8 protein-coding genes and 1 other RNA gene are annotated in these 12,347 nt (G+C 68.2%); 5 read left to right on the top strand and 4 right to left on the bottom strand.

Features of this window, described 5'->3' with window-relative positions:
• Positions 1–303 precede the first annotated feature (303 nt).
• Entirely contained in the window at positions 304–1,056 is a 753-nt protein-coding gene (locus LMF57_RS03035) for an NRDE family protein (RefSeq protein WP_229290770.1), read from the top strand.
• A gap of 159 nt (positions 1,057–1,215) precedes the next feature.
• Here the strand turns inward: LMF57_RS03035 and rnpB are convergent.
• Together rnpB and rsmI are read right to left on the bottom strand one after the other, a co-directional pair.
• An RNA gene (gene rnpB / locus LMF57_RS03030) (RNase P RNA component class A) lies at positions 1,216–1,567 on the bottom strand.
• A gap of 116 nt (positions 1,568–1,683) precedes the next feature.
• Positions 1,684–2,502: a 16S rRNA (cytidine(1402)-2'-O)-methyltransferase gene (rsmI, locus tag LMF57_RS03025; protein WP_093818905.1), complete on the bottom strand. Its 819-nt coding sequence runs from the start codon at positions 2,500–2,502 to the stop codon at positions 1,684–1,686.
• Positions 2,503–2,583: 81 nt separating this feature from the next.
• On the opposite strand from rsmI, the gene LMF57_RS03020 reads away from it, so the two are divergent.
• From LMF57_RS03020 to LMF57_RS03005, 4 genes are all read left to right on the top strand, one after another.
• A complete protein-coding gene (locus LMF57_RS03020; RefSeq protein WP_229290769.1) occupies positions 2,584–4,305 on the top strand; it encodes a penicillin-binding protein activator in 1,722 nt (573 codons plus the stop codon).
• Positions 4,295–4,663, top strand: coding sequence for a YraN family protein (locus LMF57_RS03015; RefSeq protein ID WP_025876611.1), 369 nt, complete (start codon positions 4,295–4,297; stop codon positions 4,661–4,663). Before LMF57_RS03020 ends, LMF57_RS03015 begins: the two co-directional genes overlap by 11 nt.
• A 110-nt stretch (positions 4,664–4,773) precedes the next feature.
• A complete protein-coding gene (locus tag LMF57_RS03010; protein ID WP_229290768.1) occupies positions 4,774–5,418 on the top strand; it encodes a metal-dependent hydrolase in 645 nt (214 codons plus the stop codon).
• Positions 5,415–6,800 (top strand): FAD-linked oxidase C-terminal domain-containing protein, encoded by a 1,386-nt coding sequence (locus LMF57_RS03005; RefSeq protein ID WP_229290767.1) that lies wholly within the window; start codon positions 5,415–5,417, stop codon positions 6,798–6,800. Before LMF57_RS03010 ends, LMF57_RS03005 begins: the two co-directional genes overlap by 4 nt.
• A 4-nt stretch (positions 6,801–6,804) precedes the next feature.
• Here the strand turns inward: LMF57_RS03005 and LMF57_RS03000 are convergent, their stop codons facing one another.
• Complete coding sequence (locus LMF57_RS03000; protein ID WP_229290766.1) at positions 6,805–8,844, bottom strand: acyltransferase family protein; 2,040 nt, start codon at positions 8,842–8,844, stop codon at positions 6,805–6,807.
• A gap of 154 nt (positions 8,845–8,998) precedes the next feature.
• Complete coding sequence (locus tag LMF57_RS02995; RefSeq protein ID WP_229290764.1) at positions 8,999–12,220, bottom strand: autotransporter outer membrane beta-barrel domain-containing protein; 3,222 nt, start codon at positions 12,218–12,220, stop codon at positions 8,999–9,001.
• Positions 12,221–12,347 lie beyond the last annotated feature (127 nt).

The following is a 12,347-nucleotide window of genomic DNA, read 5'->3' as shown; positions in this document are numbered from 1 at the left end:
GCCCGGTGAAACATTGAACCACGAAAATCCACAAAACACCCGGATTTCCCTCTGATGCCCACCTTAGCAGCGGCCCAAGGGTTGTCAACAACTTTTCAGCAGGGAAATCGCCAGCCGCATCAATGGCTTGCGCCGATGTTTAGAGAGTTGTTCAAGGTTTATCCACAAGTTGCTGATCCGTCTCAATTTTTGAGATTGAACGGAAGTTCAGGGGTGTGGAGGGCGCGTGAAACATGGGCTGCGCATTCATCCACAACGGCCCGAAAGCGACGTCCCACTGCGCAAACCGGGCACAATGGCGCCATGTGCCTGCTTGCTATTGGCTGGTTGCACCACCCGCGCTGGCGGCTGGTGATGGCCGGCAACCGTGATGAGTTCCACGCCCGACCGACCGCGGCCCTGGCCCCTTGGCAGGACGGGACATCGGTCATCGGCGGACGCGACCTGCGCTCCGGCGGCGGCTGGGCCGGGGTGGGGGCCGGCGGCCGGATGGCGGTGGTGACCAATGTCCGCGATCCACAGGCGTCCCAGACCGGGCCATCGCGTGGCGCCCTGGTGGCCGATTACCTGCGTGGCCGCGATCCGGCAGATAGGCATATAGAACGCCTGGCCGGGATCTCCGCTGCCTATGCCCCGTTCAACCTGCTGCTGGCCGATGGCCACAGCCTGGAGTACCTGGGCAACCACCCGGCCGAACGGCAGACGCTTGGCCCGGGCGTGCACGGCATGTCCAACGGCGCGCTTGATGCGCCCTGGCCGAAGACCCGGCGGCTGATGGATGCGCTGTCGTCCTGGCTGGCGGCCGATGCCGACTCGCTTGACCCGCTGTGGCAGGCCCTGGCCGATGAACATCGCCCGGTCGACAGCGACCTGCCCGATACCGGCATCGGCCTGGAACGCGAACGCTGGCTCAGCCCCGCTTTCATCCGCGGCGACGATTACGGCACCCGCGCCAGCACCGTGCTGCTGATTGATGCCAACGGCCACGGCGAAATCCACGAGCGCCGCTTTGGTCCGCAGGGCGTACCCAGCGGACAAGGTCACGTCATTTTCTGACTGGAACGGTAGTGCCGGCCGCTGGCCGGCAACCTCTGGATCTTCCGGGCAGGTCACGCGGTTGCCGGCCAGCGGCCGGCACTACCAGGTCCAGACACCCTGCGTGGAGGGCCATAGGTAAATCCACGCCATGCGTGGATGGGCGTGGATGGAATGAAGGGGCGGAGCCGGCCGATAAGCCGGGTTCTGTCGTGGACAGTCATTCCTCTAGGCGTTACGTCGCCGCAACGCTCAAGCAACCTACCCGGATCCAACGCGGGCCGCGCCAATGGATCCCTATTTGGTCTTGCTCCAGGTGGGGTTTGCCGTACCGGTCTGTTGCCAGACTCGCGGTGCGCTCTTACCGCACCATTTCACCCTTACCGGCCTTCCGAAGAAGACGTAGGCGGTATCTTTCTGTTGCACTTTCCGTCGGCTTGCGCCGCCCAGGCGTTACCTGGCACCTTGCCCTATGGAGCCCGGACTTTCCTCGGCACCCCCGAAGGGATGACGCGACTGTCTGGCCGACTCCGCCGCGCGCATTCTAGCGTACATGAGCGGTTCCTGCCCGCCGCGCTCCGGTAGCGCCGGGCCATGCCCGGCGGCTGTTGGATGCCGCGCTACGCGCTCGCCGGGCATGGCCCGGCGCTACCGGCCGTACAACGCCTTGCGCGGTGCGCCGGTCAACTCGGCCGCCAGCTTCGCCGCGGTCGACGGCGGCAGGTGCTCGCTCAGTTTTGCGTAGACGTGCCGGCCATGTGCCAGCTGCGCCTCGGCATCGTCGCCAGCGCCCTGCACCATCACCACGAACTCGCCCTTGCGCTGGTTGTCATCGGCTTCCACCTGCGCCAGCAGCCCGGCCAGGTCGCCATCGAGCACGGTCTCGAACAGCTTGGTCAGTTCGCGCGCCAGCACGGCCGGGCGCTCGCCACCAAAGATCGCCGCCATGTCGGCCAATGACTCGGTGATGCGGTGCGAGGATTCGTAGAACACCATCGTGCGCACTTCGCCGGCCAGCCCCTGCAGGCGGTCGCGGCGGCCGCTGGCCTTGGCCGGCAGGAAACCCTCGAAGCTGAAGCGGTCGCTGGGCAGGCCGGCCACGCTCAGCGCAGCGATGGCCGCGCAGGCACCGGGAACCGGGCTGACCTTGATGCCGGCAGCACGCGCCGCACGCACCAGCCGGAAGCCCGGATCGCTGACCAGCGGGGTGCCGGCATCGCTAACCAGCGCCAGCGACTCGCCCGCCTGCAGCCGCGCCACCAGGCGCTGGGCCAGGGCCTCTTCGTTGTGTTCGTGCAGGGCCACCAGCGGCTGCTGGATGCCGAAATGGGACAGCAGCTGGCCGCTGCGGCGGGTGTCCTCGGCGCAGATGGCCGCCACCGAACGCAATACCTCCTGCGCGCGCGGGCTCAGATCGGCCAGGTTGCCGATCGGCGTGGCGACGACATACAGGGTTGGGACACTCATTTCAGCGGTACTCACGGGGCAAGGGTAGAATCCTAGCGTGTACCTGGCCAAGGCCGCTGCCCTCATCGCATGGACCCGATCATGAACAAGCCCGCCGCACGCATCTCTGCCCTGTCGCTGTCGTTGATGCTGCTGGCCGGTTGTGCCACCACCAGCCTCGTCAGCACGCCCGAATCGCCGGCCCAGAGCCAGGCGCTGGCGCTGATTGAACAAGGCAAGCCGCGCGACGCCGCCCTGCAACTGGAAGCGCTGGCCGCAACCCTGCGTGGCGGTGCCCGCAGCAACGCGCAGGCCGATGCGGCCTGGGCCTGGCACCTGGCCGGCGACAGCGCGCGCGCGCGCAGCCTGCTGGGCCAGGTGACCGCCCGCCAGCTGACCGGCGCCAGCCTGCAGCGTTACCAGCTGGCCAGCGCCGAGCTGGCGCTGGCCGACAAGCAGCCGGCACAGGCACTGGCCCTGCTGAAGGATCATGGCGACAACGTGCACCCGAGCCTGCGCACGCGCTGGTACCTGGCCCGTGCCAATGCCCTGCAGGCCACCGGCGATGCCTTCGGCGCCGCTGGCGAGCGCGCCCGTGCGCATGCCGGCCTGGCCGGCACCGCGCGCAGCGAGAACCAGGCTGCCATCTCCGGCCTGCTCGGAACGCTCGACGACGCCACCCTGCGCAGCCGCGCCGCCGCCTTGCCGGCCAATGACCCGCTCTACAACTTTGCAGGCCGTGCGCTGATTGCCCGCGGCCTGCCGCTGCCGCGCCCGTTCGATCGCGATGGCGCCGCCCAGTTCGACACCAGCAAGCGCCCGCCGGCGATGAGCGATGGCTACCGCCCGCCGGCCAAGCTTGCCGTGCTGCTGCCGCTCAGCGGCCGCCTGGCCACCGCCGCACAGCCGGTGCGCGATGGCCTGCTCAGCGCCTACTACGGTGAAACCCGCCGTCGTCCGGAGGTCAACTTCTTCGACACCGCCGGTACCCCGGCCGGTGCGCTGGCCGCGTATGACAAGGCCGTGGCTTCCGGCGCCGACTTCGTGGTCGGCCCGCTCGGCCGCGACGAGGTGGATGCCGTGTACGGCCGCCAGCAGCTGCCGGTGCCGGTGCTCGGCCTGAACCGCGGCAAGGATGCACCGCCCGCCGGCAGCGCCGGTTTCTCGCTGGCACCGGAGGACGACGGCATCGTCGCCGCCGAATACATGCGTGGCCGCGAGCGCAGCAAGGCGCTGGTGATCAGCAGCAGCGACGACACCGGCCGCCGTGCCGCAGCCGCCTTCACCCAGCGCTTTGCCCAGCGTGGCGGCAGCGTCGCCGCCACCATCGCGGTCAGCGAAACGGTGGGGGATGTCAGCGCGCAGGTGCGCAACGCCGGCGCGGTCGATGCGGTGTTCCTGGCCGTACGTGCGCCGCAGGCCCGCCTGCTGGCCCCGCAGCTGGCGCTGGCCGGTGCCGGTGGTGCCACCCGCGTGGGTACCTCGCAGCTGACCACCGGCAGCGGCAAGGTCGAAGAAGACGTGGCGCTGGACGGCATCATCTACCCGAACGAAGCCTGGAACGTGCGCAGCGTGTCCGGCGTGCCGTCCGCTGCCCAGGTCGCGCAGACCCTGCCCAGCGCGCGCGGCGCCGCCAGCCGCCTGTTCGCCTTCGGCGCCGATGCGTGGAAGATCAGCGCCTACCTGGACAAGCTGGCCACCGAAGGCGGCCTGGACGGCGCCACCGGCACGCTGTACCTGGACAGCAACGGCAACATCCTGCGCCAGCCGGCATGGTCGACCTTCAGCGGTGGCCGGCCGATGCCGATCGCCGGTGGTCGCTGAGCACCTGCAACGTGGCTCGGCGGTGGAAGCCGCCGCCGAGCAGCATCTGCAGCAGGCCGGGTTGCGGCCGCGCGCGCGCAACGTGCGTTATCGCGGCGGTGAACTGGACCTGGTGATGGATGACGCCGGCACGGTGGTTTTCGTCGAAGTGCGCTACCGCGCGCGACAGGACTTCGGTGGCGGAGCGGCCTCGGTCGATCCGCGCAAATGCCGGCGCCTGATCCACGCGGCGCAGCTGTACCTGCAGGAACACCCCGCCGTGGCCAACGCGCCCTGCCGCTTCGACGTGGTTGAAGCCACGGGCGAGCCACCGCAGCTGCATTGGCTGCGCGACGCGTTCCGGTTGGATGATTGCTGATGGCTACCGTCCGCTCTGGTAGAGGCCGACCTTGGTCGGCGCTTCTGTGCCAACCAAGGTTGGCACCTACCAGAGCGCAGCCTGGCCGGCACTACCACGGTGCGTGACTGATGCCTTCGATCATCACCCACGCGGCGGTGCCACTGGCGTTGTGGTGCGCTGCTGATCGCGGCCGCATTCCGCCACGCCTGCTGGGCGCCGGCGTGATCGCGGCGGTGCTGCCCGACGCCGATGTACTCGCGTTTGCCCTGCACATTCCCTACGCCGATGCGTTCGGCCATCGCGGGGCCAGCCACTCGCTGCTGTTTGCCCTGGTGCTGGCCGTGCTGGCGGCGATGTTGGCGTTCTTTGGTAGCCGCCAATCTTGGTCGGCGCCAGACAGCTCCGGTAGTCGCCGACCTTGGTCGGCGGTTTCTTGCCAACCAAGGTTGGCACCTACCAAGGCAGGGCCAACGGTGACATCGACCCTACAAGCCGCGGTGTTCGTGTTCGTCTGCGCCGCCAGCCATCCGCTGCTGGATGCGTTGACCTCCGGCGGCCTTGGCGTTGCCTTGGCCTGGCCCTGGAGCGACCACCGCTTCTTCGCGCCCTGGCGGCCGATCCGCGTATCGCCGTTCGCGCCGCAGTTCTTCAGCGCGCGCGGCCTGGCCACCCTGCTGTCGGAACTGCGCTGGGTGTGGCTGCCGCTGGCCGGCGCTGTCATCGCCTGGAAACTGATTCACCCCGCCCCCGCTGCCCCACGAGATCTGTCATGAGTACTGCCCTGCCCTCCGCATTGGTTGCCGAACTGTCCGCCCTGCTGGGCAGCGACGGCTGGCGCATGGATGACGGCGCACTGGAGGCGAACGCGCAGGACAATTCGTGGCGCCACCAGCGCCCGGCTGCGGTGGCATTGCCGGCAGACATCGAACAGGTGCAGGCGCTGGTGCGTGCCTGCCGCGCGCATGGCGTGGCCCTGGTCGCGCGCGGTGCGGGCACCGGCACCACCGGCGCTGCGGTGCCGTTGCCCGGCAGCATCGTGCTGTCGTTCACCCGCATGGACCGCATCCTCGAGATCCGCGCCGGTGACCGCTGCGCGGTGGTGCAGCCGGGCGTGCTCAACGGAACGCTGCAGCAGGCACTGGCACCGCACGGCCTGTTCTGGGCACCGGATCCCTCCAGCGCCGAGATCTGCAGCATCGGCGGCAACCTGGCGTGCAATGCCGGTGGCCCGCGCGCGGTGAAGTACGGCACCAGCCGCGACAACGTGCTGGGCCTGGTGGCGGTGACCGGTACCGGCGAAGTGATCCGCTGTGGCGGCGCCTACACCAAGGACGCCACCGGCTACGACCTGACCCATCTTCTGGTCGGCAGCGAAGGCACGCTGGCGCTGATCGTGGAAGCCACGCTGAAGCTGACCCCGCTGCCGGTCAGCCAGGCCGGGCTGCGTGTGCTGTACCGCGATGCCGACGCGGCCGCCTCTGCCGTCTCGCGGCTGATGTCGCAGCCGGTCGTTCCCACGCGCTTGGAATTCATGGACGCACGCAGCCTGGAGCTGCTGCGCCTCAATGGCGCAGACGTACCCGACGCTGGCGCGATGTTGCTGGTGGAAGCCGATGGCGACCACGACACCCTGCCCTACCTGCTGCAGGCATTGGCGACCGCCGCCGAAGGTGACGGCATGATCGCACTGGACGTGGCGATGGAAGGCCGCGCGCGCGACCAGCTGTGGGCCGCACGCAAGGCCTTGTCACCCGCGCTGCGCAGCGTCGCCCCGGGCAAGATCAACGAGGACGTGGTGGTACCGGTATCGCGCATCCCCGATCTGGTGGCTGGCGTACAGGTACTGGCCCGCGACTATTCGCTGACCATCGTCACCTTCGGCCATGCCGGCAACGGCAACCTGCACGTCAACATCCTGTACCACCCGGACGATGCCGACGAGAACGCACGCGCGCATGCCGCGCTGCCGAAGATCTTCGAACTGACGCTGGCGCTGGGTGGCACGCTGTCGGGCGAACACGGCATCGGCCTGGCCAAGCGTGATTTCATGGCGAAGGCGTTCACCGCGGAAACGCTGGCGGCGATGCGCGCGATCAAGGCCGCGCTGGATCCGGATGGCATCCTCAACCCGGGCAAGGTGCTGCCGCCGGCATAGGGAATTACGCTGGTGGAGGTGCGCCTGTAGCGCCATCGTCGGCAAGATCAATCAGCAGCTGCCGGAAGCTGGGCAGCAGAACCCGGTTGCCATGCCCGCTCAGGTGATCGTTGTCGAAGAACAGCGGTTCACCGTCCTGCACCGCCGAGCAGGTATCAGGCCCGCACAGCAGCGGCAGCGGATCCCACACGGTCAATGACGGGTAACGCGCGGCCAGCTCGGCCAGCAGTGCCATCTGCGGTGCACGCAGCATCTGCAGATCCGCGCGCGACATGCTCAGGCCACCGGCGCACGCCGGATTGCTACGGTTGAACCAGTCCGAGCAGCGATAGGCCCCGGTCTTGAACAGCGGCAGCGGTGCATCGATGACCATGTGCACGCCCAACCGCTGCAGGCGGCCCAGCACACGCTCGGCTTCATCACGTGCCGCTTGCGCATGCGCGGGCGTGCGTTCGGCCAGCAATTGCCGGTAGACGTCCTGCTCATCCTTGTGCTGCCAATCGAACCCTCGCAGCTCCGGCATGCGCAGCGCCGCCAGCAACACGATGTCACCCGGGCGCGCGTCGCGTTCGATGGCCGACAGGCTGTCCTCGATGAAGTCCTGGCAGTCGGCCGGGCTGGCCCGCAGCAGATTGACGAAGCTGCAGCCGCCGCGATCCTCCTGGCGGATCTCCATCCCGGTCTGCCGCGCGACCATGCTGGTCATCGTGCGGTAGGCCGCCGCATGCGAGTCGCCGACAACAAACAGGCGTCGCCCTTCGAGGGCAGGTGCGCTCACCGGTCCCAGCGGTCGCCACGCCGGGTAGCGACGCGCCTGCCATGCGTAGCCATCACGGGTGACGCTGAGCGAGATCTGCTCGTGGTACTCCACCGTCGCCCAGGCGCCGGCGCCGCACAGCGCCACCACCGGCAGCGCCATCGCCAGCACCTTCGCCGGCGCCAGCCGCAACAGCGGCAGCGCGCTGCGCAGCGGACGTTCCACGCAATGGTAGGACGCGGCCGACACGGCCAGCAGCAGTACCGGATACAGCCACAGCGCAGCGCCCTGCAGCCCGTAGGTCCAGCGCAGCAGCACCAGCAGTGGCCAATGCCACAGGTACAGCGAATACGACAGGCGCCCCAGGTACGACAGCGGTGCCCAGCCCAGGGCGCGGCCGACCCGCGATTGGCCATGCCCCGCTACCGCCGCCAACAGCAGCAGAGTACCGACCACTGTCGCCAGCACACCCGGCACCGGCATCGCCAGTTGCGGCGCGACAAGTACGCCCGCCAGCAGCAGCGCCAGGCCGGGCAGTGCGAGCGCATCCTCGCGCTTGCCAGGGCCGCGCGTGCTCATCCACTGGTACAACAGTGCACCGGCCGCCAGTTCCCAGAACCGCGACGGCAGCAGGTAGAACGCCGCCGCCGGGGCCGTCTGCGCCTGCCAGGCCGCCCACGCCAGCGACAGCACCGTGAGCGCCGGCAACAGCACACGCGACCACGGCCAGCGGTCGCGGCCGCGCAACCACACGAAGAACAGCAGCGGGAACACCAGGTAGAACTGCTCCTCCACGCCCAGTGTCCAGGTGTGCAGGAACGGATTGAGTTCCGCGCCGGGCGAGAAGTAGTCATCCTGCTGGCCGGCCAGTACCACGTTGCTGAAACCCACCAGCGCCGCCCAGCCGGTCTGGTCGAACTGCTCGTTGCGCCAGGCGCGGGGAATGAACAGCGCCGACAGCACGAAGGTGGCCATCAGCATCACCAGCAGCGCCGGCAACAGGCGCAGCACGCGGCGCCGGTAGAAATCGAGCAGCAGCGCTCCCAATGGCATGCCTGCACGCGATGCCAGCGACTGGCTGATCACGAAGCCGGAGACCACGAAGAACAGGTCCACCCCGGTGAAACCACCGGGCAGCCACGCCGCGTTCGCATGGAAGACGATGACGGCCAGCACGGCCAGTGCACGCAGGCCATCGATGGCAGCGTTGTGGGAGCGTTCGGGGTGAAGCATGCGAGCGACCGTCAGCGAGCGATCGGGCAGCATGGCCAGCGCTGGCGCAGTCATTCAATGGACAATCGCGACAGACGTGGACATCGTTCATGTCCGATCCCAACTCAGCACGATGATAGAGCCGAGCCATGCTCGGCGGTTCTGCAGCCAGATCGCCTGGGGTCAGAGCCCATTGCCATGCAATGGGCTCTGACTCCGGCGTCGTGGGTTACCAGGCCATGCGCAGGCCCACCTGGCCGCCCACGTTGCGGTAGCCGTGATCGCCGCGTTGCACGGTCATGCCGCCCCATGCGCCCCAGCGCTGGCCCAGCTTCAGCTCGGCGCCGGCCTGTACCTCATAGCGGTTGCGCGGTACCTCCGCACCCAGCGTGTCACCGTTGAACTGCAACGCGCTGGTGCCGCTGCCACGCAGCCAGTCCACGCCCATGTACGGCTGCACCACACTGCCCGCCGCAGTGCCTCCACCGAACACGCGCACGCCCACGCGTCCGTTCAGTCCGCCGGCATCGGCACGATCAATCACCGTGCCGTTGTGCTCCACATGACGGTCGGCGCGGAAATCCGCGTACGACAACTGCAGCTGCGGCTGCAGGTACAGCTGGCTCGATTCCCCCTGCCACACATTGAAGGTGTAACCGGCCTCCAGCGACGCGCCGGTCGTGCGCGAATCGTACTGCTCTGGCTCCAGGCCCACGCCCTGCACCCGGTTGTCGAAACGGCCGTACTGCACGTTCGCATCCACGTAGGCGCCGTGAGTGCCCTCGCCATCCTGCAACCAGGTGCCATAAACACCCAGCGCAGTGCCACGCACGCGGCCGGTAGCGCTGTAGCCGGTCAGATCCGAAACGACCCGGTTGTCGGCACGGCCGCTACCCAGCATCACCCCGAAGGCGGCGTTGCCCCGACGCAGCAGATCACTGCCGATCTGCAGTACCGACGTATTGCCGTCCACCGACAGCTGGCCACCGACGGCGGTGAAATCTGCGTTGCTGCGACCTGTGCGCGCCCACGCAGTGCGCTCGCTGCCGAGGGCGCCGGTGCGATCATGCATGCGGTGGGCGAACATGCTGATGGTGGCCGACTGATTGGCCAGGTAGGCGCCGGCCTCCGGGCGCAGCACCGGCGGCGGCCGGATCGGGTCCACCGGCCCCACGCCCTCGCCACCATCCCCGCCCTCACCCGGGCCCGGGCCTGGATCAACCGCACAACCCGGCGCCGCCGGATCGTCCTGGCACACATCGAACCACTGCGAACGCAGGTACCAGTTGCCATCCGACGGATCGGCCAGGCCGCCCTGGAACAGGAAGTACTCGTACGAGCCGCCCACCGCACGGCCGGCCAGCGCGTAGCGCGCCAGTGATGCACCGTCCACTTCGATCAACCGGATGCCATCCACCGTAGGTGCACCCACACCACCGATGTTCCTGACCACGATGCTTGCATCACCCGAGGTATCCCCCTGCACATGCAGCTGATCCATCGCGCTGTCATCACCGGCCAGCGCGCCCTGGAACAGGAACGTGGCACCTTCGCTGTGCAGGTCACCGCCCACGGTAAGCGTGTTGAAGCGACCGCTGCCGTCGGACAATGCCAGCCCGCTGTCGAGCACGCGCAGTTCGCCCACGGTGGCATCAGCGCCCAGTGTCCATTGGCTGGCGCGTTCGATCGTCATGGTCTGCACCAGATCCGACGCTCCCTGCCACAACGAGCCGCCAGCCACGCGCACGTGCACATCGGACTGCGGCACCAGCCCGGCGTCCTCATCCTCGGGTGTGATGACGATGTCGCCCACCAACTGCGAATGCTCCTCCAGCACGACGTCGAAGCGTCCTGCCACCGCCGCATCCAGTGCCAGGCCAATGCCGTTGCCAGCGGATACCAGCGCGCCGTTGGACAGGGTCAGGCCCGGGTCACGGCTGCTGCGCAGCCACACACCACCGTGCTGCGCGCTGACCAACGAGCCACCATCGATGCGCATGCGGCCGTTGTCATTGATCACTGCTGCCCATGCGCCTTCGCCTTCGGTACGAACGTGGGTGTTGGTCAGCGTCATTTCGCCGACCCCACCGGACAACACGCCGTGCGAGTTGACGCCGGTGGTGCGCACCACGCTGTCGGCCAGGTGCACGGTACCGCCCAGGCGCGCGATGGCACCGATGGCGCCGGCGCCTTCGGTCAGGATGTCGGTTGCGCTGGCAGACGCCACCGGGCGAGCGCTGGCGCCGCCCTCGGCATACAGGCCATGGCCGTTCTGGCCGAGGGTGCGCAATCGGCTGCTGGCGATCCGTGCGGTGCCACCCAGTACCGAAATCGCCTGCCAGTAAGTACCGTCGGCAGTGATCTCCGAGCCCTCCACGTCGAGCTGCCCGTCGCTCATCAGCCGAATGCCCACGCCATTGCGAGTGGTAATGGACGAACCCGCCACCTTCGCCACGCCGTCACGCTGGTTGATGTCGATGCCCATCGCAGTACTGTCAAGACGGCTGTTGCGCATCGTCAGTTCGGAACCCGCGGTCATGTTGATACCGTAATGACCAGACAGCGCAACGCCATCGAGCGACAACTTGCCGCCGCTGGTTGCGAAACTGACCGCACTGGCATTGCTGCCACGTGCATGGACACTGCCCCCACGCATTTCAACCGTGCCGCCGATGGACAGGCCCGCCCCCGAGCGCTCGTGAGTGAGATCGATGTCCACATCCTCCAGTACGACGTTTCCCACGCCCGCCAGCACCCCGCTGGCGCCGGCGCCCACGCCGTTGATCTGCACCGATCGCAGGTGAACGTCGCCGCCATCCTGCACCCAGAGCCCATGCGCGCCGCCGCCCACCTCGATCCGGGTCCGCTCTGCGCTGAGGCTGCCGCCGCGCACTTCCAGACCATTGGACTGGCCGGCATTGACCTCGATCACACTGTCGACCACGCGCGCGCTTCCATCCTGCACGAACACACCATGCGACAGGCCACCGGTCGTGGTGATATGAGCGCGATCCAGAACCACGTGGCCGTCGAGTGCTTCAGCACCGTTGGCCGCCGTGCCCTGGGTCTGGATACGGGTTCCGATGGCATGCACCTGTCCGCCGCTGGCAGCAGACAGACCTGCTGCACCGTAGCCGGTGGTGGTCACGCTGCCCTGCTGAAGTTCGATGCGACTGGCGATGCCTTCGGCGCGTGCGGCGGCGGCACGCTGCCCCTCGGTGGTCAGGTTGACCGGTCCGGTTGGAACGATGCTTCCCCCGTTGAGGGCAAGGAACACGTAACCCGCGGGATCACCCGGCACCACCGGCTCTGTCGTGGCGTAATCGCCTGCCGCTGGCGTCTTTTCATCTCCATCGGCAATGACCTGCTGCGCAAGTGCCGGCGCGGCGGACGCAAACGCCAGACCCAGCGCCGATGCCAAGGCATGGCGACGGGGAAGCAGAACGAACATGGCATATCTCCTGGAAAACAGGCGGCCATGCTCGGTGCACGCTGCACGCGACACCATCGAATGCGTTGCAAACATCGCCCCCTAGACGCCGGCTCGGCCGTGCGCCCTACTGAACGGCTGCTTTCCC

Origin of the sequence: Stenotrophomonas sp. SI-NJAU-1, assembly GCF_020883215.1 — a bacterium.
Taxonomy (GTDB): Bacteria; Pseudomonadota; Gammaproteobacteria; order Xanthomonadales; family Xanthomonadaceae; genus Stenotrophomonas; species Stenotrophomonas indicatrix.
This window is presented reverse-complemented; position numbering and strand designations above follow the sequence as displayed.